The sequence below is a fragment of the Methylicorpusculum sp. genome (assembly GCF_030651835.1).
Lineage (GTDB): Bacteria > Pseudomonadota > Gammaproteobacteria > Methylococcales > Methylomonadaceae > Methylicorpusculum.
Genome location: NZ_JAUSBX010000023.1, coordinates 1 through 24,390, shown reverse-complemented (window position 1 = coordinate 24,390; position 24,390 = coordinate 1). Strand labels below are relative to the sequence as shown.

The following is a 24,390-nucleotide window of genomic DNA, read 5'->3' as shown; positions in this document are numbered from 1 at the left end:
AGAGTATCGCCGTCGCATGTCGACGGCGATAAGTGGGTGTATGTCAAACTTGAAGATCATCAGTTGTGACAAACACGAATTGCATGTAGGCAATTCCAGGATATCAGGCGAACCCTAACTTATGTTTGTGCTTTAAACCGAGGAGCCCGAACAGACCTGAGCCAAACAGCCAAACGGCAGCCGGAACCGGAACGGCAACGGGTGCAAAGTCGAAATAAAAGCGTCCCGAGTTAATGCTTTCGTCATTCAGGCCAATAAGGCGAAATTCAGCAGTGTATGTTCCTGCCGCTGCATTGGCTGCGGTCCAGAAAATGGGAGCAAATCCATTGTCTAAATAGGTATCCAGAATAAGGGTATTGCCATTGGCGAACAGGTTGGTGTTCTGTTCATTCCCAATGGATAGGCCAGGAGTTGCAGAGATCAGTTGCAAACCGATTGAGGTAGTGCCGAGTAGGGTTGACCAGCGATTAGAACTGCTGTTAAACAAAATTTGCTCTTCACTACCGGTTTCATGGCCGGCCAAAGTATCTACCCGCGCGAAGGTCAGGTTGCCATAAACGGCAGATGGGTTGTTTTGAGAAGTCAATTTGCCGCTATATAAGCTGCCGGAACCCCAGTTCAGCTCCAAGGGTGGTCTCGGATTAAGAGCACTGATTTCAGGAATCCGGTTGTTGCTATTGGTATCGTTGATGCTCGGCGATGCCGCCGGGCCAGTGTAACTATAAGCTCCAATGCCGTGGTAATGGTTGCCATGGTTTAAAAGCAGAGTCAGATTGCCTGAATTGGGCTCAGGTAAGCCGGCGTAAGTGCCTGAAGGTATGTTGATCCTACCATCGATGCCAATGTAATAACCGGCTAATTCTGACTTGGCGTAAGCCGATGCGGACATGCCGAGCCCTAAAACCAGTAACGATGCCGAAAGTTTCTTTGAGAATTTCATAGCGTTGATCTCCTAAATGATCAAAAAATGAAGGAATAAAGTGTTATGTTATAATGTATCATTTGCTAATGCAAACTATTCGACATTTACTTTATCGATATATTTATGTCGTCTTTAAAGGCCGCCAGCATTTTCTTCGGCGGCCCCAATTCTCCCTGCGTCCGTGCCACTACACCACATCAACGTAAACTCGATGCAAGCTTCGTAGCTCTCCCACAAATGGCTCTACGCCGTGTCGCGATGCCTTGTATTTTGCCTTCACCTGCGCTACTCACGCAGACTCCGGCAAAATACCCGGCGCTACGGCTATCGGGGACTAAAAATCATCACTTCGCTACCGCTCCGTTTCCGTGATTTTCAGCGGATGCAGGCGAGCACGTTATAGATGAGGTTCGTTTTAATAATGGGAGAATTCAACCCATCATAATTGAAGATCCCCCGAACATGAAAGCACTGTCGCTGAGCGCATTTGTTTGCTCTTACGCAACAAATATACTTTCACAGTAACGGTTTATGCGTTTTTTTAGAAAGAATGTGGGCAATTTGAGCGAGGCAACATTCTGATTGAATAGAAACTGACCAGTTTTTGTTTTTCTTCGTCCCATAAATTCAACCAGAGCGACTTGAAGCTTTCCAGCAAAGTCAGAGGCTTTACCGTTTGCAATAGGGGCACTTCGTTCTGGCAGCGTTGCAGGTTATAGTTGGGAATATTGGCTCTGACATGATGAATATGATGCAGGCCAATATTGCCCGCTATCCACTGCAGTACTTTGGGTAGCTTGTAGTAAGAACTTCCTTCCAGCCCTGAACTGATCAGATCCCAGTGTTGCTGACGCGCCCAATAAACGTCTTCATATTGATGCTGAACATAAAATAACCACATGCCGGTCGTTGCCGCCATAAAGATCACCGGAAGTTGAATCAGCAGGTAAGTCTTAAATCCCAAGGTCAAGCTCATCACTATAATGATCGCAGCAATGGCCAGATTGGTATAAATCACGCTGCTCCGTTCGCGTTTTTTTGCTCCTGGGCTGGGAAAGCGCTGAATAATCAAAAATAAGAACAGAGGTACGACGCTGAATAAAATCAAAGGATTGCGAAACAATCGATAGCCCAGTCGTTTGATTCGGGATGCGAACAGATATTCATCGACAGTCAAGGTCCAGACATCGCCTACACCACGCCGGTCCAGATTGCCGGATGCGCCATGGTGGATAATATGGGTGCGCTGCCAGTCTTCAAAAGGGGTGAAGGTCAGGATTCCGGTAATGTATCCTAATACCCTATTGGCTGAACGGGAGGGGAAAAAGGCGCCATGGCAACAATCGTGGAAAAGAATGAAAAGGCGTACCAGAAAACCGGCAGCCGGGATGGTTAACAATAAAGTGGTCCAGAATGGCCATTCGTAGACAACTGTTGCAATCATCAATGCCCATAAACCCATATAAGGCAATAAGGTGTTAGCAACTTGCCAAAAGGCTTTGCGAACATCCGGTTGTGCATACTTCGATACCCTCTTGATTAAATCTTGACGAAAATCCTGGATATTTTGGCGATAGTGCGGGAATAAGGTGTCGGGCGGGGGTACTTGTTGTGACATAACTGACTTGACTCATTAAAAATAAAACGGTAATTGGGCAAAGCAACGCTCGTTCGTATCAAGTCAATGGCTCAGAGTTGAAGGCTATTGTTGGATGATTCGGCTGAGGTTATTAATTGGAATAGCTTGGTTATCCTGCTATTCAGGCGGGTAATAGAAGGCCGGGTGGGCTGAAGGTTAAAGAAGCGGACGGGGAATTTACAAAAAACTTCAAACGATACGCTTGTGTCAACGCGATTGATTAAACCGGATGGCGGAACGGCGGCTATCTAAAAAATGCTGGCATTTTCGATAACTGACTGTTAGTGAGATGGATGATCAGGAAAGTTCACCTGATACTGAAATTAAATTAAACCGGCCTTTGATGGTAACAGTCATTAGCAAGTCATGTAGCCATTGACCGTAACATTAAGACGCAGGTAAGAAATACCCGGATAACAGAAGTGTTTCAAGGGTTCAGTTGACTGATTCAAGACTAAGGTTATCCTGCATGTAACGGTTACCTCACGAATGGTCTCTTTCCTGGTTTTACCTTTCGCACTTCAATTTTGGCAGTGCCCAAGGAAGCAAGGGGTGTTCGGCAAAGGCTTTGCCAGCCTGGATACTGGCATGGAGCCTACATGGATGCAGTTACGGCGTCCTTTGACGGACACCCCGGTGCTGAATTTCGATCTATGATAGGTATACTTTTTTTATGTGGTCTTAAGGAGCTTTGTACATGCAGCAACTTCATTGGTTTCGCTATGATTTACGGCTACATGACCAGCAGGCTTTGCTGACCAGCGATTACTCTAAATCGCTGACCTGTGTTTTCATTATCGATGAGCAGTGGTTTCAGCCGACGCTATGGCAGACAAGGCCATTAGGGCCATTTCGACAGGTTTTTCTGGAACAGGCAGTGGCTGAGTTATCAGACTCTTTACAGCGTATCGGACAGCGTCTGTTGATTAAATACGGGAATCCGCAGACAATTATCAAGGAACTCGTCGAGCAATTGGGCATCACCCGCATATCGCTACAAAAGCATCCCGGCAGTTTTGAACGGCGTCAAATACGGCAACTTAAAGCCGCGTTAAATGTCGAGTGGTTTGAAAGTGAGAGTTTTACGTTATTTGCAGAACAACAACTGCCGTTTCCATTATCGGACTTACCGGCTAGCTATACTCCCTTTAAAAAGCAGTTGGAATCAGTTTGCCCGATTGCGCCCTATTCTGCGGTTAGTAAATTACCGAAGTTTCCCAAACAATTAAATGCTCTGGCGGATGATAGCTGGCCGACCGAGCCAGCGCAGGAACACCACCCCTTTCAACTGCCGTTTATCGGCGGAGAACGAGCAGGATTAAAACAGGTTGATTACTATTTTGATGAAAACCACTTGAGCAATTACAAGCAAACCCGAAATGGATTTGATGGCTGGGACTTTTCGTCCAAGCTTTCCCCCTGGCTGGCCTTGGGGTGCTTATCGCCAAGAAGGGTGCTCAGCCAGCTTAAAGACTTTGAAGCACGGCAAGGGGCTAACGAGTCGACAGGATGGTTCTATCTGGAATTGTTGTGGCGGGAGTATTTCCAGTGGCTGGCCTATCAATATGATACCCGGATGTATCATCGGCGGGGTGTTCGTGATGTCAATCCTTTGCTCAGTTTTTATTCTGAATATTACACCGCATGGATTAACGGCCGAACAGGCTGCGCTATCGTCGATGCGGCGATGAAGCAATTAAAAAACACCGGGTGGCTTTCAAACCGGAGTCGTCAGATTGTGGCCAGCTTTCTGGTCAATGAATACCAGGTGGACTGGCGGTTCGGTGCGGCGTGGTTTGAACAGCAATTGATCGATTATGATGCTGCCAGTAACTGGGGGAATTGGCAATATCTGGCCGGGGTAGGCACGGATCCCAGAGGCAAACGGACTTTTAATATGACCAAGCAAGCGCAGACTTACGATCCTGACAATGCATTCGTAAGCCGCTGGATGGGTGGATAATCACCTTTGACCTTATACTTGCTGAATCCCAATCATTTTTTCAATTACGGAACAGCACTATGAAAACCCTCATTCTGATAATGGCCTGGATGCTCTGTTCCTGTTCGTCATTCACTTCAAAGGAGTTGCCTGTGCAAACAGTCAATGCGGTAGAAATTCCCAAATTCATGGGCAAATGGTATGTCTTGGCAGGCCGCTTCACTTTTTTTGAAAAAGAAGTTCACAATGGAGTCGAGACTTACTCCTGGAATGAAGAAAGTCAACGCATCGATATAGACTTTACTTATAACCGGGGCAGTTTTAACGGAGAGCTCAAGTCACTTCCGCAAAAGGGCTGGATTTACAATACGAAAACCCAGGCGCACTGGAAAGTGTCGCCATTTTGGCCTTTGAAGTTTGATTATCTGATTGTGGCGCTAGCTGAGGATTACAGCTGGACGGTGATTGGGGTTCCTGACCAAAAGTACTTATGGATCATGGCCCGAGACTGGAAAAATCCCGATTCTGCTGTGGCAGCGGCGACCCGTGCTCTGAAAGACGTCGGCTATGACGCTCAAAATTTAGTCACGGTTCCTCATCAGTGGTAACCTCATTAACCGCAGATGGCTGGCTTTCATCAATGTGTCTGTTTTGCTAACGCTTCGCAACGATTGCTGATATCAAGCGCCTGTTTGCCGGGGGAAAACAAGGCATATTTTTTAGCAAAATTCTCAGCGACCTGTGTGTATTTGCGGTGAGATAACAAATCCGAAATCAGGCTTCGGAAATTCGGCTTTTTAATTTCCGAGGCCACACAAATCCCCGCCCCCAAAGTAGCGACGTTTCGCGAAATCAAGAGTTGCTCCAACTGCAACGGTAGCAGAAGTAACGGTTTTCCGGATAACAGAAACGCGGCCAAGGTCCCCGCCCCTCCGTGACAAATTGCAAGATCACACTGCCGGCTTATTTCAGCCAGTTTGACGGGTTGCGGAGAAATATGGAGATTGGCACTGGCATGCCTTTGGATAAATGCAGGCGTCGTTCCCGGGATATGAACCAGCACCGAGTGGGTGGAAGTCTTAAGTTGCTGTAACAGATCATCCAGTCGCGGATAGTCATGCTTTAAGTAAGCGAATATTTTTTTATCGCCGATGCTGGGCCAAAGCGGCTCTTGTCCGCCGGATTGATAGAGTGACGGACCCCAATAGATTGCGTTGTTTCGTTGCGGGTAATGATCCAGTTCAGGAAACGTACAGAGAAAGTTTTCTTCCACATCGAATAGGTCCGCCATCATCGCTAGCGGTTCAGCGCCGAGACGCCGCAAGACTGAATTGATGACACCCAAAACTAGTGATTCCGTCCTGATTAACTCATTTTCGGAAATGGGTTGCCAAGGTCGCAGGCCAGGCATTGGATTAGACCGGGGCGGGGAGTAAAAGCCAGTTCCGAAAATTGCCCGCGGAGTCTTTAAGCTACGCGCAGCTAAAAGCGCTGTCGGAGCATGATCCAATATTAATAAATCGGCTCTCAGATATTTAATCAATGTTTGCCAGGCACACGCTCTTGAATAAAGTCCTGTCTCATCTGAATAGCCTATATTTTTGAGGATGCCGGGGTAGCTAGCCGGGGGCGGCATCACCTGTGTACCCGGCCAGCTAACAGGAGCTTGAAGATAAGGGAAGCCATCGCTTCCCAGCAATGTACTCGCATACTCAAGATTTTTGAGTACAAATAGCACTTCGTGCCCTTGTTGTTTTAATTGCTGAGCAACCGGAAGAAAAGCCGCAGTGTGGCCGTATCCGCCGCCTAGCTCCCATGCATAAAGTATTTTACTCATTCAGGTGATTGATGCTGTTTTTGTGAGGTGAATTTTTGATGAATTAAAGATTTCAAGTTCTATCCTAGGCCGATATTGCTGGTTTTTAAACTTATTTAGTAACTACTCGCCCGCTTTCAATTGAGTGTGTAGGTACTTAATTTCAAAGGATGCGTGAATACCTCCTCCCTGTAGCTCTCTTCAACATCTCTGTTGCAGAAGGCTTTTCAATCAACTACCTACACCCCATAAAATGGGAGGGGTGAGCAGATGCTTTAATCTATAGGTATTTGCTAGATTTAAATAAGACGAAAAAATTTAAAAAGCAGGTCCGAAACTGAAAACTGTTTTATATTGTTACTTTCCCATTTCTTTCAGTTTTTGTCCTGGTTATTTATTATGACTTTACCATTAGCAAAGTCCGGAAAAGCTTCAATAGTAAGCGGTCTATTCGAAATTCAGCCAGCTCATTTAAAAAAACGGCTGACTGATTTTATTCCCTTACGTATTTTCAGTTCCAAGCCGGTTTTGATGGCCGCAGTCAGTATGATGTCGATGACCCCCTTTACGGTGGAGGCCTGGACGCTGGAGTTTGATCCCAGTTCTTATAGCTATGGTGAAGCAGATGGAAGTGTTCAAATCGGAGTGAAGCTTTCTTCTGAAGCTGAAGAATATGGTGCTTGTTCCATCAGTGGGACTGTCGTTGCCACCGGCGGATCGGCAACCGAAGGGACTGACTATGCTATTTCTGGCGGTTCATTTTCCTTTTCAACACCTTTCCTTGGGTTCAGCGGTGCTTATTCAAGTTCAGTTATATTAAATTTAAACATTGTTGATGATGACGTAGTTGAGGGTACCGAAACTATTGAGTTGAGTATTCAAAATTTATCGGAGAACTGCAGTTTTGATGAAGCTTCCGTCGTTAATACGGCAAACGTCACTATCACCGATAACGATATTGCTCCAGAACCAGAACCAGAACCGACTGACCCCACGCCCAATCTAACGCAGGATCCTTCATTTACTCCCAATCAGAGATCAATTTACGACGGTTTGGTCAGTGCCTGCGATAACGCAACCGGTGAATTGTTGGCGCGCTGTGGAGAAATCGGCAATGCTGATCTGAATGCCGTGATTCCCGATGAAGTTTCGGCTCAAGGCTCAGCGGCGGTTGATTTCGGCTACAAGCAATTTTCGATTATTCACGGCCGTATCGTTAACTTGCGTAATGCCCAGAAACAAAATTCGACGCTCCTGGGCTATTCCACCTTCAATATCAATGGCGAATCAATTCCGGTCGGGCAAGTGCTCGCGAAAGCCTTAGGTCAATCTCATGGCGGCGCAGCCGGAGATGATCCGATTGACGAACCGTTGCGTGACAGCCCGCTAGGGTTTTTTCTGAAAGGCCAATTCAATGTTGGTGAGAAAGACAAAACTCGAAACGAACAAGGTTTTGAAGTTGATCGACAAGCCGTCACCCTCGGGGCCGATTACAGTCTTACGGATAATTTAGTGCTGGGGGCGGCCTTTGGATACGGTGCTACCAACACCAATTACAAAGGCAGCAACGGCAGCATGGAAACCGATGCTTTCGAATTTTCTACATACGGCAGCTATTTCTTCCCCCAGGATTTTTATCTTGACTGGATCATGAGTTATGCACTGCATAATTTCGATACCAAACGCCGAATTCAATACAGCGGCTTAGATACCTCGGCGCAAAGTGAGGTCGATGGCGATCAATACGGAGTCAGTCTGGGTTTTGGTAAAGATATTTCGATACATAATTTCATCATCAACCCTTATGCAAGGGTGGAATATATTACGACCCAGGTTGATAGTTACCAGGAAACCGGCGGAGCAGGTTTGTCCATGGAATTTGATAAACAGGTTATCGATTCGGTTACATCAACGATCGGCGGCCAGGCCTCGCAAGCGATCAGCATGCCATGGGGTATTTTATCGCCCGGTTTCCGTTTTGAATGGGTGCATCAATACATGGATGATGCACGACTTATCCAGGCCCGCTTCAGTCAAGCAACTCCGGGAACGGGAACTTTTGTTGTTCATACGGATAATCCGGATCGTGATTATTTTAATATTGGCAGTTCCTTGGCTTTAACCTTGCCCGAAGGGCGAGCCGGATTCCTTCGCTATGAATATCGTTTGGGGCAAACCGATATAACCGATCATACTATGGAATTGGGAGTTAGAATTCCGTTTTGAACTGGAATTATTCAGTTTTAATCTTTAAAAGGCGCTTTTTATGCAACGAATTTATTCAAAGAAAAAACTGCTGTTAGTGTCTCTGTTTGTATTGGTATTGCCGGTAACAACCGTGTTAGCGGATAAACCAACCTGGAAAGAAGGTGGTCAGCATCAAAATCCGAAAGGTAAATCCAAAGAAGATAAAGGCAATAAAGGCAATAGAGGGAATTCCGAAGGTCGTCATGAAAAATCCCCCAAAAACGCCGATAAAAACAAAGTAAGGACTGATTTGTATTTTGGTGACCAACACCGCACCGTCGTTCGAAATTATTATTCCGCTCAGTTCCGTTCAGGGCATTGTCCTCCGGGTCTTGCCAAGAAAAATAAGGGTTGTCTGCCTCCCGGGCAGGCAAAAAAATGGCGAGTCGGCTATCCGCTACCTCGAAATGTTACCTTTTACGATCTGCCTTCGGATATTATTTTGGGTATGGGGCCCGCACCGTCCGGTTACCGCTATGTGCGTGTGGCCTCGGACATCTTGATGATATCGGTGGGTACCGGTATGGTGGTTGATGCTATTCAGGACTTGGGCGGGTGGTAAATCGCTTCAGGTTCGCAGATGGGCGGCCTTGATCGTGTTTTTCTGACTCAAACGAAGGAAATATGAAAAGACTATGCGTCTATTGCGGTTCAAGTCCCGGTAAGAGTTCCAGCTATGCTCAAGCAGCTCGACAACTTGCTCAGGAGCTTGTCAAGCGTGGTATTGGCTTGGTTTATGGTGGGGCCGGTATTGGTATCATGGGACTGCTTGCCGATGCCGTTCTGGCAAATCAGGGCGAGGTGGTGGGCGTGATTCCTCAGGCTTTGGTCGATAAAGAGGTTTCTCATGCGGGTCTGACGGAACTGAAAATAGTCAGCTCCATGCATGAACGTAAAGCGATGATGGCTGATCTTTCAGATGGATTTATAGCGCTTCCGGGAGGGCTTGGAACACTTGAGGAATTATTTGAAATTTTGACCTGGGCGCAACTGGGCTTTCATCAAAAACCCTGTGGCTTGCTGAACATCGCTGGCTACTATGACGGGTTGACGGCATTTTTAGATCATGCGGTAGAAGAGCAATTTGTAAAACCCATACACAGGTCATTGCTGAGAGTTGAAAGTTGTCCCATTGATTTGTTGGACGCTTTTTCAAGCTATCAGCCTCCGATTCTCGAAACCTGGCTCGCGAGGAACACGACCTGATTGACTTCTTTGTCGAAGATCCAAGACATAACCGTGATTAATTGCTTGAGATTTTAACTGTCTGGGCTATCAACTTGGGAGTCAAAAAGCCCGCAGTTTTAATGTTTGACACGACGCACGTTCATCATCTTACCGTCATCAGAATCTGCATTGTGTCCCAACGAATCGTTTATCTCCATGAAGCCAAGGAGCCAGCCCCAGTTATTCATGTTCTTAAGCATTTTCACTGCGCTCACATTCACCGATATCTTCAAACCATATCTGTGGAGATTGTTCAATAAATCGCTTCATCAAGTCGATGCAGGCGGGATCGTTTAATTCAATAACATTCACTCCGGCTTCTTTGAGCCAGTCCAGATGGCCTGCAAAGTTAACCGATTCGCCGACGATTACGGTTCCTATATTGAATTGTCGGATCAATCCTGAGCAATACCAGCAGGGAGCCAGTGTCGTCACCAGAATTTTATCGCGGTAGTTTTTCTGGCGACCCGCTTTTCGAAATGCATCAGTTTCTCCATGTACGGAAGGATCGTTATCCTGAACGCGCCGATTGCGTCCGCGGCCCAGTAAACGACCATTAGCATCAAACAAAGCCGCACCTACAGGCACGCCGCTCTCTTCAAAACCGGTCTGCGCTTCTTCAAACGCGATGGCTAACATATCTGGGTATTTCATAACATTGATCATTCGGGTTAAAAAAGAAAAGTTATTGCTCGCTGTCAATGTATCGAATCAATACTTTATGCGAGCTAATTACGGCTGGCATAGTCATTCATTCGCTTCACATGAGTTAAAGGTGATAGCAATAAGACGCTCCCTGTTTTTTGGTTGATTATAAACGTTACAAGTCGTTTGTTGCATCTAGGGTGCTGCAACAAAAGCCAGTTAAATACCCTAATAACTGTGTGATATAACCTGTTTTTTCCTATGCGAGAAGGATCAAAAATTAAATAGAATTAATTAATCATATACTTATGGTGATTGGAAATTCTGGCTTGATGTTTGCGTAGTAAACATTGTTTTTTATTAGCCTGATAATTACCATGAATTTAATCCTATCCTTTTTAGTTCGCTTTATCTGGCTGAGTGTAATCATAACCAGTGGCAACATTCAGGCAGCCCCTAAAGACACTATTCCGGCTCCTTTTAGTTTTACTGATCAGGTGAGAGTCCCACTCAGTTCGTCAGTAAGTTCAGATACGATTACAATATCCAGCATCAATTCCGCCACTGCCATCAGCATTAGCGGCGGCCAGTATTCTCGAAATGGAGGTGCTTTTACCAGCACCAAAAGCACGGTAATAAATGGTGATCGCATTCAAGTGAGGCACACGTCCTCGGCAAGTTATAACACGACGACAAATACGATTCTGACTATCGGCGGAGTAAAAGATACCTTCAGCTCGATAACGATTCCCTTTGCAACAGATACTACGCCTGATGCATTCAGCTTTGTTGATCAAACAAGTGTTCCCTTAGGTTCAGCAATTACGTCTGGCAATTTGACTGTCTCCGGTATTAACGCTCCAAGCGGTATTAGCATCGTCGGCGGTCTATATTCAATCAATGGCGGTGCTTATGTCGCAACAGTAGGTAACGTTAACAACGACGACACTTTTACGGTCCGGTTGGTGTCGTCGGTCAACCCCGGCACTACAACCTCCGCCGTTCTGACAATAGGCGGCGTGTCCGATACTTTCAGTGTCACGACACTGACGAATTCGAGTGGCGGTTTTCTTTTACCTCCTGCTTCAGGCGGTAATCCAGGATTCAGTTCGGAGCATTTTTCAGGCTCCGCGAACTGCACGATGTGCCATAACGGACTCACCGATCAAAATGGTCAGGATGTGTCAATCGAAACCGACTGGTCTTCGACCATGATGGCTAATTCAGCCCGCGATCCGTTTTGGCGTGCAAAAGTTCGTTCGGAACTTAATCGTAATCCTCACTTGGCCGACATCATCAATGACAAATGTTCTCGTTGTCACGCGCCCATGGCTAATTTTGAGGCTAAACAAGCCGGAGAGCCTTTCGAAATTCTGAATAATGGTTTTCTGAATGCCGGTCATCCCCGGCATGATGAAGCCCTGAACGGAGTCAGTTGTACGCTTTGCCATCAAATTAAAAATTCAACAAATCTGGGTACTTTGGCGCGCTTTACCGGGCGGTATGAAATTGATGGCAGTAAAACTATTTACGGTCCGTATGACAATCTGTTCCCTAATCCCATGATCATGAATACGGGGTATACGCCAACCTTTAGTGCTCACGTCAAATCATCAAAATTATGCGCAACCTGCCATAACCTTAAAACTCCTTTTGTTGATGAATTTGGCAATATCCTGAGCACGACTCCGGAATCCGAATTTCCGGAGCAAATGCCCTATACGGAATGGGAGCAGAGTAGTTATGCCAGCACCATTCCCAAAAGCTGTCAGCAATGCCATATGTCACGCGCCAATGGTGTCGCAATCTCCAATCGTCCGATGTGGTTACAAGGTAGAGACGACTTCGCCATCCATGAATTTGTTGGCGCTAACCGGTTGATGCTGGATGTTTTTGATAAAAACAAGCAGCAACTGGGCATTCTATCCACCAATTTTGCTGAAACCTTGAGTAAAACCCAGTCCATGTTAAGCAGTGCTGCCAGTATTTCACCGGTCATCCATTCTTTAGTTAGTAATACGCTCGATTTCAAGCTGAAGGTTAATAGCAATACCGGGCATAAGTTACCCAGCGCTTACCCTTCAAGACGGGTCATTTTGCATGTCACGGTCAAGGATGGGCAAGGCAATATCGTGTTTGAATCAGGAAAAGTCAATGCCAACGGGAGTGTCAATGGTGTTGATGCCGACGAGGATAGAACCGTTTTTGAGCCGCATTACGAGCTGATCACCAGTCCAGAGCAAGTGCAAGTGTATGAGGCGGTTATGGGTGATAACCAAAATCAGGTCACCTATACCTTGTTGCGAGGAATGACCTATTTGAAAGATAACCGCTTGCTGCCTCAGGGCTTTAATAAAGCAACAGCGCCTGCCGATGTAAGAGTCGCCGGAGATGCGTTGACAGACCCTGATTTTGTGGGCGGCAGCGATGAAATCAGCTATCGCATCAGTGGTTTATCCGGAGCGAATTACAGCGTTGAAGCCGAATTGTTGCATCAGCCTTTGGCCTATTCATTTGCGCAGGATTTATTCACCGAAATCGACGCCGAAATAGAGGACTTCAAGGTCTTATTCAATGCATCCAACGCCAAGACCAGCCGAATTGCGCTGAGCACGTTCAGCGTTTCCCGTTAAGGAGATTATGCACAAGGATGTGCACCCCCAATAATTACAACAATAGGAAAAATTTAAATGAAACAAGCAGTAACGAATTCCTTATTCAAATTAACCGCTATAACCAGCCTTGTATGGATTTCTTCAATGGATGTTTATGCCGCAGAAGTTAGCAGTGGCGCCATAGAGGGGGCTGATCTCAAAGCCGCCGTCCGTTATAGGCATATGAATGGAAATGGAAACGGGATGCCTAGAGTTCTTCTCGGTAAAATTCCTTTGCCATCCGCCGGACTTACTAATGTACGCTGGGGTAGCAGCAATCACATAAAATACAGTTTTGATGCCGGCACAGGAAATTTGGCAACGGTTATTAAAACCCCCAGCGGTACTGTTTCAACCAGTAAAAATGTCGGGGAATTGGGCGAGTTAAATTATATTCTTCTCAATGTACAAAGAAATGGTCATCCGCCCAGGCCTGATATAGTCAATGAAATCAGTCTTGAAAATGTTAAGCTCAACGGAGAGCCGCTTTCTAACAACAAGTTTCAAGGTATAGCGTCCGGTGCCAGTTGGAGTGTCACTGGAGAAAATCTAACTGAAAGCTTTGAGGTCGAGGGTGATATTGTTTTGGTGGGTCAGCAACCCGGAAGCGATAACAACCATGTTCAAATCAATGTAGGCTATGTCGATCAAACCGGCCCAAAAATAGATCAGATAGGCATTAATCCCAATCCGGCTATTTTGAACGGAAGTACCACGCTACGAGCCACTGTTTCTGATGCTGATACGGGTAACAGCAATATAATCAGTGCGGAATACAGTTTAAATGACAGCGGCAGCTGGGCGCTCATGACGGCTCAAGATGGTAATTATGATAACTCCATTGAAGAGGTGATCGCAGAATTACCGGCGACGCAGTTAGGTGCCAATAAAGTCTGCATGCGCGGTACAGATGATAAAGGTAACATCACTACACCACCCACCTGTTCTACCTTTATGGTGACTTATCAATTCGAGGGTTTTAATGAGCCTGTTACTGCCGGTTTAGTCAATTCTGCAAAAGCCGCTCAAACTGTTCCTGTTAAATGGCGGTTAACGGATGCAAACGGTTTGCCGATTGAAGACAGTGTCAGCTTTGCAGGTTTTTATTCCTATCCTATCGAATGTGGAAATTCGGAACATAGTCCACATGATGTGGTTGAAGAATATGGTTCTGGTAATAGCGGGTTAATCTATAAAGGTGATGGTCAGTGGCAATACAATTGGAAAACACCTAAAAATTACAAGGATACCTGCAGGGCGATGTATGTTGAATTCAACAGCGGCACGATTTCGCCAATAGTGGTGTTTGATTTTAAATAATGGGCAACTACTCGCCCACTTTGAATTAATGGTGTAGGTGCTTGATTTCAAAGGACGCATCAATACTTCCCTATAGCTCTCTGCTATCTCTCTGTTGCAGAAGCCTTTTCAATCAAACACCTATACCCAATAAAAATGGAGTGGGTGAGCAGATACAAAAAAAATAATGAATGAGTGAAGCCCGAATGATGAGGACATTACAGTCATTCGGGCGGTTTCTGGTGATAAGCTTTTTTTCTTGGCATTTCTTCGGGTCCCATTTTTTTCAAAACACCTTTCTTGTCAAGCCGCCCGGCACTATCCGATACGTTTTTACTGTTATAACCCACGCTTGAATTCCCCGGTTTTTCTGTTGAGCCTGTTTACCTGATTTGCATTCCAATTTTTAAAAGTTTACCTGTTTGGCAAAGCCTAATAAGTTGTGTCGTAATCGTGTCATCAAAATCCGGTAAGATTTTAAGCTTAAGGTGCACAGTATTCTCAGTATTTCCTTAGGCTTAGCCTAACGGCTCATTGTATAATTCGCGCAATTGTTTCATTGTGTTTTGGCAAGGACTGATAAAAAGTATGGCTACAGAAAAAAAATCCATCCGCCGCCGCGGAATTTATTTATTACCCAATTTGTTTACCACCGGCGCACTTTTTTCCGGTTTTTATGCCATTACGTCAGCCATGGGAGGGCGTTATGAGACGGCTGCGGTGGCCATTTTTGTTGCGATGATCCTGGATGGCTTGGACGGGCGGGTTGCTCGCTTGACCAATACGCAAAGCGAATTCGGCGTTCAGTACGATAGTCTCTCGGACATGGTTTCTTTTGGTGTGGCACCGGCATTGGTGATGTATTTGTACGCGTTTTCATCATTAGGCAGGTTGGGTTTATTTGCTGCATTTGTCCATACCGCCGGCGGCGCGTTGCGTCTGGCGCGTTTTAATACGCAGGTTGAAAAAGCCGATAAACGCTATTTTCAGGGCTTGCCCAGTCCTGCGGCCGCAGCCATTCTGGCCGGTTTTATCTGGTTATCCCTGGAACACGGTTACGATATTGAAGTGCTTAAATACTTGGCCATGTTATTGACGGTGGCAACGGGTTTGTTGATGGTCAGTAATTTCCGGTATTCCAGTTTTAAGGAAATTGATTTGAAAGGTAAAGTACCTTTTGTCGTCGCGATAGTCGTGATGCTGGCCGTGGCCTTTATAATGGCGCAGCCACAAACAATGTTGTTCTTGCTGTTTCTGGGGTATGCGATATCCGGTCCGGTTATTACCCTGGTGATGCGTAAACGGCGTTTACAAGACAGAAAATCTTAAAATGGCCTTGAGGCTAATATGACAAAAGCGTATAGTTCGATGCCATGAATATTCAAACCAACAACGCCAAAAGCTTTGCCTATTTTTCCTTTTCAGGAAAAGCAGGTTTATACGCGTTGTCCAGCCTATTGGTCAGACTCCTGCCCTGACGGGCACATAAACTGATCTCATTACATCTGATTGACCCCTATTTTTGACCTAGCCGATGCAAGTGCATCGGTGGCTGCTTCGTGAACGGAGTTCTCATGAAAGACAAATTAATTATATTTGATACCACTTTGCGTGATGGTGAGCAAAGTCCCGGCGCATCGATGACGCGTGATGAAAAAGTCAGGATTGCCAAAGCGCTTGAGCGTATGAAGGTCGATGTGATCGAGGCCGGATTTCCGGCGGCGAGTGCGGGTGACTTTGAAGCGGTGGAAGCGGTGGCTAGAGCCATCAAAAACAGCACTGTTTGTGGTCTTGCCCGAGCTTTGGATAAGGATATCGATAAAGCCGGTGCGGCACTGAAAGACGCAAAAAGCGCCAGAATCCACACTTTCATTGCTACATCGCCGATACACATGAAAATGAAGCTGCAGATGCATCCGGATCAAGTGATTGAGTATGCGGTAAGAGCGGTCAAACGCGCCCGGCAGTTTACCGATAATGTCGAGTTTTCGCCCGAGGATGCCGGTCGTTCTGAAGAGGATTTTCTATGCCGCATTTTGGAAGCTGTGATAGATGCTGGCGCCACGACCTTGAATATTCCCGATACCGTCGGTTACAGTTTGCCGGAGCAATTTGGCGCTACCATTGCTAATTTGATCAAGCGAATTCCTAATTCCGATAAGGCTGTCTTTTCGGTGCATTGTCATAATGATTTAGGCTTGGCGGTCGCAAATTCGCTTTCTGCGGTCATGAACGGCGCCCGTCAGGTCGAATGTACCATTAACGGCTTGGGAGAAAGAGCCGGTAATGCTTCTTTAGAAGAAGTCGTGATGGCCGTAAGAACACGGCAAGATATGTTTACTTGCGATACGACGCTGGATACCAGGGAAATCATGACCTGTTCCCGTCTGGTATCATCGATTACCGGTTTTCCAGTTCAGCCCAATAAAGCCATTGTCGGCGCCAATGCCTTTGCGCATGAATCCGGTATTCACCAGGATGGGGTACTCAAAAGCCGCGAAACTTATGAAATCATGCGCGCTGAAGACGTGGGCTGGGCTGCCAACCGCATGGTCATGGGCAAGCATTCCGGACGTAATGCGTTCAAGAGCCGAATGACCGAACTCGGCTTTGAATTTACGTCGGAAGAAGAACTCAATGATGCCTTTTTCCGATTTAAACAACTGGCTGACAAGAAACATGAGATTTTTGATGAGGACTTGCAGGCATTGATCACTGAAGTCAGTTTTCATGCAGAAGACGAGTACGTTAAGCTAATCGCTTTGAGTGTGTGTTCGGAAACCGGTGAAGTGCCGCATGCAAAAGTGACCTTGCGCGTTGATAACAAAGAACTGACCGGCAGTGCTTCAGGCAGCGGGGCAGTGGATGCCAGCCTTAAGGCAATTGAGAGTGTGGTCAACACGAAAGCGATTTTGGAATTGTATTCAGTCAATAACATCACTAATGGTACCGATGCCCAGGGTGAGGTGACGGTAAGGCTGGATAAGGCAGGACGGATCGTCAATGGCTTAGGCGCCGATACCGATATTGTGATTGCTTCAGCCAAGGCCTATATTAATGCGGTCAACAAACTGCATGTTCCCAATCAGAGGCGGCATCCTCAAAAGGGCGATGTTTGACCAAGACGGCACCGATCAAGGGCGTATTTATACGCCCTTATTTTTAGGCGCTTATTCAGGTGTTAAAAGCTGACGAGGATTAAAGGTAACTTTAGGCAGTGAATCATACGACGCGGTTGCAATACCTTGAAGCGATGGGAATTGATGTGTGGGTGCGCAGGCTTCCCCATGATCGTGAGTCTGGCCTTGACCCGATAAGTTATCAAGCTGGTGGCGCGGAAGAGGAGCCGACTTTAGTTAACCCAATGCCCGAAACATCGGACGCTTTGGATTTTTGGCGAGTGTTGCAAAATGAAGTCGCAGTTTGCCGTCAATGTGATTTGTGCGAGAGCCGGACGCAGACCGTTTTCGGTTCCGGAAATCCGGCCGCAGACTGGATGATCATCGGGGAGGCGCCCGGGCAAAGCGAGGATCAGCAAGGACTGCCTTTTGTCGGCGTGGCCGGGCAATTGTTGACGGAAATGTTAAGAGCGATAGGCTTGTCCAGGGAAGACGTGTTTATAACCAATATTTTGAAATGCAGGCCGCCCAATAATAGAGATCCACATAAAGATGAGGTGGCTGCATGCCACTCTTATCTGGCGCGTCAGATAGCGGCAATAAAACCTAAAATTATTTTGGCTGTGGGGCGAATAGCCGCTCAAAACTTGCTTAATTCAGACAAGACCATTGGACAGTTACGTGGTCAGGTCCATGATTATAATGGAATACCGCTGGTGGTTGTTTATCATCCCGCTTATTTACTTAGATCCTTGCTTGAAAAGCGTAAAGCCTGGCAAGATCTTCAACTGGCTATGGCGACTTATCAAGCTATCGAGGGTTAGCAATGAATGTCTATTTACAGCGTTTAAAAGATTTCGTTCTCTATGATGCGGATCGGGAGTTTTATGCAAAAATATTTCCGGATTCAGTCACCCGTAAGGACCTGATGCGATTACGTAAGATGTACGCCGAAGATCTTGCCACGGTTTTGGCCATTGAAGAACACAATTATACGTTTCCGTGGAGTGATGGTATTTTCAGGGATTGTTTCAGAGCGGGTTACAGTTGCTGGGTTTGTGAAGATGTCGATAAAGTCCTGGGTTATGGGATTGTCTCAATTGCCGTGGGTGAAGCCCATATATTGAATATCAGTGTTGACCACAAAGAGCAAAAACAGGGTATTGGCCGGAAGATTCTGGAACATCTGATTGAAGTGGCACGTTCCCGCAAGGTGGAAACCGTGTTCCTGGAGGTGCGGCCCTCAAATCCGAATGCTATCGCGCTTTATAGAGACACGGGGTTTAACGAAATCGGTATACGTAAAGATTATTATCCAGCCGAAGAGGGTAGAGAAGACGCGTTGATGATGGCTTTGGAACTTTATTATCTGTAATGCTTTAACTTACCCATCGTAGATCGAAATTCGGCCCCGGGGTGCTCGTCAAAGGACGCGTGAATACGTCTCTGTAGCTCACTGCAACATCCCTGTTACAGTAGCGTTTTGAATGACATGACCAGCATGCAGATCCTTGATGGATTAACCGAGGCTTAAAGATAGTAAGGCGCCCGCCGATGCAGCCGACAATAGCTGGGCTAACGGGTTTTTTTCTTCAAATTGTCGGTGACATGCGGCTCAATGGCTTTATAAATCAGCTGATGCATCTTTGGATTTCCGGCAATCAAATTTCCGGAATCCAGATACGTATCGCTAAAGGTAAAATCAGTGGCTACGCCACCGGCTTCTTTTATTAACAGTATGCCGGCAGCCATATCCCAAGGCTGTAAGCCGATTTCCCAAAATCCATCCAGCCTTCCTGATGCAACATAGGCCAAATCAAGCGCCGCTGCACCTGCTCTGCGAATCCCTGCGGTATCGATTGACAGTGCTTTAAACATGCCCAGATAAGCATCGATATGCTGCAGGTTTTTGAAAGGAAAACCCGTGCCCAAGAGCGCGCCGGTCATATTGGTCTGAGCCGTGACCCTGATTTTGCGGCTGTTCATCATGGCGCCGCCGCCCCGTTCTGCAGTGAACAGTTCATCACGCAGGGGATCGTAAATGACGCCAATTTCAATCCGGTCTTTGAGTTTTAGCGCGATGGAAACGGCAAATTGAGGAAAACCATGGAGAAAATTGGTGGTGCCGTCCAGAGGATCTATGATCCAAACGTAATCATTGCCCTCATGTTCGCCGCTTTCCTCCGCCAGGATGGCGTGTTCCGGGAACGCGGCTTTGATGATACGTATAATTTCCTGTTCGGCCATACGGTCGACTTCGGTTGCGTAATCATTTTTACTTTTGTAATTAATTTGGAGTCTTCCGACATTTTCAGCTGAGCGATTTATGATCTCGCCGGCGCTTCTCGCTGCTCGCACAGCAATATTAAGCATTGGATGCATAGGTCTGAATTTTTTAAGAGCTTGAGGAAATATGAATAGCATACCAAATCTTTTGGTAAAATTTGCCCCTTTTTTAAAAGGTTGAGGCAAAGCTTTGTTGGATAACATCGTTATAGTGTTGGTTGAGACAAGTCATCCTGGCAATATCGGGGCCGTAGCGCGAGCCATGAAAAATATGTGCATGAAGCATCTGGTCCTGGTTTCGCCGAAATTGTTTCCCTGTGCGGATGCAACATCTCGGGCGTCAGGTGCGGATGATATTTTGGCATCCGCGGTCGTTTGTTCGACCTTGCAGGAAGCAATTGCTGATTGTCAGATTGTTATCGGCTCCAGTGCGAGATGCCGGACGATCAGCTGGCCGGAAATCACGCCTAGAGAGTGCGCGGAAAAGCTCAGCATTGACGCGCTGGATAATAAAGTGGCTATCGTATTCGGGCGAGAAAGCTCGGGATTGAAAAATGATGAGTTGGATTTATGCCAGTACCTGCTGCGAATACCCTGTAACCCGGACTACAGCTCGCTGAATGTTGCCGCTGCGGTGCAAGTGATTTGTTACGAACTCTTTGTTGCCTCCGGTCGGAGCTATGATGTGGCCATTGGCGATAAAGGTGAAATCCCGCTGGCAACTGCCGACCAAATGGAATCTTATTATGAGCATCTGGCGCAAGCTTTGTCGGATATCGGGTTTATGCATCCGGATAAATCAAAAACCATCATGCGGCGATTGAGGCGGGTGTATAACCGTATTCAGCTGGATACAAAAGAATTGGATATCCTGAGGGGTATTTTGAAAATGGCGCAAGGCAACAAGCGAAATCAATAAATATGCTGAATGAAATCAAAGAAAATATTAACTGTGTGTTTGACCGTGACCCTGCGGCGCAAACCGTTTTTGAAGTCATCACGGCCTATCCTGGGTTTCATGCCATTCTGATCCACCGCATCAGCCATTATTGCTGGCAATCAGGATTTCGCTGGTTAGGCCGTTTTATTTCGCATCTGGGCCGATTTCTGACCGGTATAGAAATTCATCCCGGAGCAAAAATCGGACGGCGATTTTTTATTGATCATGGTATGGGCGTTGTGATCGGCGAAACGGCTGAAATAGGCGACGATTGCACGCTTTATCATGGCGTGACCCTGGGCGGCACGTCTTGGAATAAAGGCAAGCGCCATCCAACGCTATGTAATGGTGTTGTTGTCGGTGCGGGTGCGAAAGTACTGGGACCCATAGAAATAGGTGAGGGTGCGCGTATTGGTTCAAACTCGGTGGTGTTAAAAGCGGTTCCTGCCGGCTCAACAGTGGTGGGCATTCCTGCGCGCGCCATTGAGCCCAAGGCGAAAAAAACCGGAATTCCCTGCGATCCTGCTGCGGAACAACTGCATTTTGATGCTTATGGGACTACCGTCAATATGCGCGATCCTGTCGCTCATGTCATCAACCATATGCTTGAGCATATTCATTGCCTGGATCAGCAAATAGACGCAATGAAGAAAGCCTTGAATGAATCAGGCATTCAGTATGTCGATAAACCGATGCCCGAATCGGATGATTACGAGCGGGATAGACTGGACGAAATATAAAGACAGCCAGATGCATTCGTCTAATGACAGGAGGAGATTAAGACGTGCACCGGATAGTTGACTAATTTGCTAGGTTAAGTATATTAGCCTGTATTTGTTAGTTATTTTAAGGATTGGCTTGTGAGATTAACCACTAAAGGCCGCTATGCTGTCACGGCAATGCTCGATCTGGCGTTTCATAGCCAGAAAAATCCCGTCACGCTGACCGACATAGCAACCCGTCAAACCATTTCTTTGTCCTATTTGGAGCAGTTGTTCGCCCGTTTGCGAAAAGCAGGCATGGTGACGGGTGTCAGAGGTCCTGGCGGAGGTTATAAACTGAGCCGTGATGCCAGCCTAATCAATATCGCCGATGTTATCGAGGCGGTCGATGAGCAACTGGATTCAACCAAGTGCGGTGGCGAAGCTAATTGCCAGAACAATAAAGCGTGCCTGACACATGATCTGTGGATGGGTTTAAGTGATCAGATCAGGGGTTACTTGCAAGGCATCAGTTTGGGCGATTTGCTGGAAAAACACCATGTCAAGGAAGTTGCCAAACGCCAGGAAATGGATGCGAAGGTGATTGAGCTGCATAGAATGGACCGGTGTCAGAGCCTGTATAAATGATCTATTTCGATCATAATGCAACCACACCGCTGGATGAGCGCGTGCTGGAAGCCATGATGCCTTTTTTGACGACCTTTTACGCAAATCCGTCCGCATTATACCGAGCCGGAAGAATAGCGCGGAGTGCGATAGAAGCCGCCAGAGAGCAAGTCGCCGCATTGGTTGATACTACTCCCGCTCAGGTGGTTTTTACCAGCGGTGGAACCGAATCCAATAATCTGGCCTTGCAGGTGCCGGCCATCAAGTCCCGTGTTGCCATTTCGGCGACTGAACACCCTTGTATGACCGAGCCTGTGATGCGGTTAAAACACCGGGGTTTTGCCGTTGAAACCTTTGATGTGGATACCCGGGGCCTTATTGAGCAAGCTTCGTTTGAGCAAGTCAGTCGATTACCGCTGGATTTTGCCTCCATTATGTTGGCTAATAATGAAACCGGCGTCATTCAGGATGTGGCCGTCTATGCGGATACTTTACGCAGCCAAAACGTCATCGTTCACAGCGATGCGGTGCAGGCTCTGGGTAAAATGCCGGTGTCATTTTCCAAGCTCAAGGTGCATTTACTGTCGTTGTCCGCGCACAAAATATACGGGCCTAAAGGCTGTGGGGCACTGATTATTGAAAAAGGCCTCAGTTTAGAACCCATGCAATTAGGCGGTGGGCAAGAAAAAGGTATCAGGCCAGGTACTGAAAATGTTGCGGCCATTGTTGGTTTCGGCGCGGCAGCGGAAATTGCCAAGTCTGAATTGGATCAGCGTTCTGATCACCTGCTTAAATTAAGACAAAGACTGGAAAGCGGTTTGAAGGCATTGCCGGGTGCCGTCATTTTCGGACATCCGGACAAGCGCTTGCCTAATACGGTTCAGTTTGGGCTTTACGGCGTTGATGGCGAAATGTTGCAAATGCAGCTGGATACCAAAGGCATTGCAATATCCAGCGGTTCGGCATGTGCAAGTGGCGGCGGTAAGCCAAGCCCCGTATTGACAGCAATGAAAATTGCACCGGAATTGGCCAAAAGTGCAATCAGAGTCAGTTTGGGTAAAGATAATACCGAAGCCGAAGTGGATGATTTTCTAAATCGGTTAACCCATTTTCTACTATGAAAGTGCACGCTAAACCGGGTATTTTTAGGCTATGTTCGGGTTAAAAGTTTTGTGTCGCCCCGTCACGGATGGGTGTTGGACTTTATCGTCCTTGTGAACTGGATTCCGGCAATCCATGCTGGAATGACGGCGTTGATGTTCTTTCTACTACTAACGCGGAAATAGCCTATCTATACTCCCCATGTATTACCGTGAAAGTATATTAGTTGCATAAGCGAAACAAATTCGCCTAGCGAAATTGCTTTCATGGTCGGGGTCGAGTCGATCCTCAATCATGATGGGTTAGTGTTTTCGGGAATTAAATAATTTTTATAAGTAAATGCAAAAAGGAGAAAATTATGGCAGTTTCTATTACTGAAAATGCTGCAAAACAGATAAAAAAACAACTGTCAAAACGCGGCAAAGGGCTTGGTTTAAAGCTGGGCGTTAAAAAATCAGGGTGTTCCGGTTTTGCTTATACGCTGGACTATGCCGATCAATTGAATGCAGATGATGTTGTATTTGAACAGTTTGACGTTAAAGTCATCACATCAACCGCCGATCTTGCTGTGATTGACGGGATTGAGCTGGATTATCGGAAAGAAGGGATTAACGAAGCCTTTAAATTTAACAACCCAAAGGTCACTGGCACCTGCGGTTGCGGCGAGAGTTTTTCAGTCTAGGTTTACCTGCCTGCATCTTGCCCTTGGTCTTGGCGAGGCAGGCTTAACCTGCCTTTAATTTGTAACAGCTGAATTTATCCAGCGTCTGACTGTCTGCTTAAAACATCACCCGGGTATGGGTTTTGACTGCGACAACCTGTCGCGCGGCAATCGGCCACATTTTCTTAGTTAATAAATCCCTTTAGAATCAGTTCAACTCTTAAATGTATTGCGTTATACATTCTTACCTCCTAAAGGGTTTCAAGGGTTTTTTTAGCGGACATCGAGTCCGCTTTTTTTTGCCCGTTGAAAAATATCGACATCCACAAAAAGCCTTCCCCCTGCTTTTTTTCTCATCAACAGAATTTCTCATTCGTTTAAACTATCCGGTTTTACGTATCTGCTCACCCCCTCCAGTTTTAGTGGGTGTAGGTGGTTGATTGAAAAGGCTTCTGCAACAGGGATGTTGCAGAGAGCTACAGGGACGTATTGATGCGTCCTTTGAAATCAAGCACCTACACCCTTAATTCAAAGCGGGCGAGTAGTTACCGGTTTTACTATTGA

General features: G+C 46.5%; 21 protein-coding genes. 16 read left to right on the top strand and 5 right to left on the bottom strand.

All coding sequences use genetic code 11. From position 1 onward, the window contains the following. Positions 1–103: 103 nt before the first annotated feature. Both Q7V32_RS02965 and Q7V32_RS02960 read right to left on the bottom strand, forming a co-directional pair. Positions 104–940, bottom strand: coding sequence for an all3515 family Zur-repressed PEP-CTERM protein (locus Q7V32_RS02965; RefSeq protein ID WP_304895498.1), 837 nt, complete (start codon positions 938–940; stop codon positions 104–106). A 523-nt stretch (positions 941–1,463) separates the two neighbouring features. Further along, positions 1,464–2,540, bottom strand: a complete 1,077-nt coding sequence (locus Q7V32_RS02960) for a fatty acid desaturase (protein ID WP_304895497.1) — start codon at positions 2,538–2,540, stop codon at positions 1,464–1,466. Between the two features lie 718 nt (positions 2,541–3,258). Here Q7V32_RS02960 and Q7V32_RS02955 point away from each other — a divergent pair. After that, entirely contained in the window at positions 3,259–4,524 is a 1,266-nt protein-coding gene (locus tag Q7V32_RS02955; protein WP_304895496.1) for a DASH family cryptochrome, read from the top strand. A gap of 59 nt (positions 4,525–4,583) precedes the next feature. Next, positions 4,584–5,111: a lipocalin family protein gene (locus Q7V32_RS02950; protein ID WP_304895495.1), complete on the top strand. Its 528-nt coding sequence runs from the start codon at positions 4,584–4,586 to the stop codon at positions 5,109–5,111. Positions 5,112–5,140: 29 nt separating this feature from the next. Here the strand turns inward: Q7V32_RS02950 and Q7V32_RS02945 are convergent, their stop codons facing one another. Then, complete coding sequence (locus Q7V32_RS02945) at positions 5,141–6,340, bottom strand: nucleotide disphospho-sugar-binding domain-containing protein (RefSeq protein WP_304895494.1); 1,200 nt, start codon at positions 6,338–6,340, stop codon at positions 5,141–5,143. Positions 6,341–6,718: 378 nt separating this feature from the next. Between Q7V32_RS02945 and Q7V32_RS02940 the strand changes: the two genes are divergently transcribed. The 3 genes from Q7V32_RS02940 (at position 6,719) to Q7V32_RS02930 (ending at position 9,772) form a co-directional block, all read left to right on the top strand. Beyond that, complete coding sequence (locus Q7V32_RS02940) at positions 6,719–8,545, top strand: autotransporter domain-containing protein (RefSeq protein WP_304895493.1); 1,827 nt, start codon at positions 6,719–6,721, stop codon at positions 8,543–8,545. 40 nt (positions 8,546–8,585) lie between these two features. Beyond that, positions 8,586–9,128 (top strand): hypothetical protein, encoded by a 543-nt coding sequence (locus Q7V32_RS02935; protein WP_304895492.1) that lies wholly within the window; start codon positions 8,586–8,588, stop codon positions 9,126–9,128. A gap of 62 nt (positions 9,129–9,190) precedes the next feature. Further along, the gene (locus tag Q7V32_RS02930) at positions 9,191–9,772 is read left to right on the top strand and encodes a TIGR00730 family Rossman fold protein (RefSeq protein WP_304895491.1); all 582 of its coding nucleotides are present in this window, start codon (positions 9,191–9,193) and stop codon (positions 9,770–9,772) included. A gap of 213 nt (positions 9,773–9,985) precedes the next feature. Here the strand turns inward: Q7V32_RS02930 and Q7V32_RS02925 are convergent, their stop codons facing one another. Beyond that, entirely contained in the window at positions 9,986–10,447 is a 462-nt protein-coding gene (locus Q7V32_RS02925; RefSeq protein ID WP_304895490.1) for a nucleoside deaminase, read from the bottom strand. A gap of 368 nt (positions 10,448–10,815) precedes the next feature. On the opposite strand from Q7V32_RS02925, the gene Q7V32_RS02920 reads away from it, so the two are divergent. From Q7V32_RS02920 to rimI, 6 genes are all read left to right on the top strand, one after another. Continuing rightward, positions 10,816–13,071: a hypothetical protein gene (locus Q7V32_RS02920; protein ID WP_304895489.1), complete on the top strand. Its 2,256-nt coding sequence runs from the start codon at positions 10,816–10,818 to the stop codon at positions 13,069–13,071. Positions 13,072–13,128: 57 nt separating this feature from the next. Next, positions 13,129–14,412, top strand: coding sequence for a PxKF domain-containing protein (locus tag Q7V32_RS02915; RefSeq protein ID WP_304895488.1), 1,284 nt, complete (start codon positions 13,129–13,131; stop codon positions 14,410–14,412). Positions 14,413–14,979: 567 nt separating this feature from the next. Then, positions 14,980–15,720, top strand: coding sequence for a CDP-diacylglycerol--serine O-phosphatidyltransferase (pssA, locus tag Q7V32_RS02910; RefSeq protein WP_304895487.1), 741 nt, complete (start codon positions 14,980–14,982; stop codon positions 15,718–15,720). Between the two features lie 245 nt (positions 15,721–15,965). Beyond that, positions 15,966–17,510: a 2-isopropylmalate synthase gene (locus Q7V32_RS02905; protein WP_304895486.1), complete on the top strand. Its 1,545-nt coding sequence runs from the start codon at positions 15,966–15,968 to the stop codon at positions 17,508–17,510. Positions 17,511–17,608: 98 nt separating this feature from the next. Beyond that, entirely contained in the window at positions 17,609–18,334 is a 726-nt protein-coding gene (locus Q7V32_RS02900; protein ID WP_304895485.1) for a uracil-DNA glycosylase, read from the top strand. Between the two features lie 2 nt (positions 18,335–18,336). Beyond that, positions 18,337–18,885, top strand: coding sequence for a ribosomal protein S18-alanine N-acetyltransferase (rimI, locus tag Q7V32_RS02895; protein WP_304895484.1), 549 nt, complete (start codon positions 18,337–18,339; stop codon positions 18,883–18,885). Between the two features lie 200 nt (positions 18,886–19,085). On the opposite strand, the gene Q7V32_RS02890 is transcribed toward rimI, so the two are convergent. Beyond that, positions 19,086–19,892 carry an inositol monophosphatase family protein gene (locus Q7V32_RS02890; RefSeq protein WP_304895483.1) on the bottom strand — a complete coding sequence of 269 codons (807 nt, stop codon included), beginning with the start codon at positions 19,890–19,892 and terminating at the stop codon, positions 19,086–19,088. A gap of 94 nt (positions 19,893–19,986) precedes the next feature. Here Q7V32_RS02890 and Q7V32_RS02885 point away from each other — a divergent pair, with 94 nt between their 5' ends. From Q7V32_RS02885 to Q7V32_RS02865, 5 genes are all read left to right on the top strand, one after another. Then, positions 19,987–20,715: an RNA methyltransferase gene (locus tag Q7V32_RS02885; protein ID WP_304895482.1), complete on the top strand. Its 729-nt coding sequence runs from the start codon at positions 19,987–19,989 to the stop codon at positions 20,713–20,715. 2 nt (positions 20,716–20,717) lie between these two features. Continuing rightward, complete coding sequence (gene cysE, locus Q7V32_RS02880; protein ID WP_304895481.1) at positions 20,718–21,476, top strand: serine O-acetyltransferase; 759 nt, start codon at positions 20,718–20,720, stop codon at positions 21,474–21,476. Between the two features lie 120 nt (positions 21,477–21,596). Continuing rightward, a complete protein-coding gene (locus Q7V32_RS02875) occupies positions 21,597–22,085 on the top strand; it encodes an Rrf2 family transcriptional regulator (protein WP_304895480.1) in 489 nt (162 codons plus the stop codon). After that, a complete protein-coding gene (locus tag Q7V32_RS02870) occupies positions 22,082–23,185 on the top strand; it encodes a cysteine desulfurase family protein (protein ID WP_304895479.1) in 1,104 nt (367 codons plus the stop codon). The genes Q7V32_RS02875 and Q7V32_RS02870 overlap by 4 nt, the downstream gene beginning before the upstream one ends. Before the next feature lie 338 nt (positions 23,186–23,523). Then, positions 23,524–23,847 carry an iron-sulfur cluster assembly accessory protein gene (locus Q7V32_RS02865; protein WP_304895478.1) on the top strand — a complete coding sequence of 108 codons (324 nt, stop codon included), beginning with the start codon at positions 23,524–23,526 and terminating at the stop codon, positions 23,845–23,847. Positions 23,848–24,390: the final 543 nt, after the last annotated feature.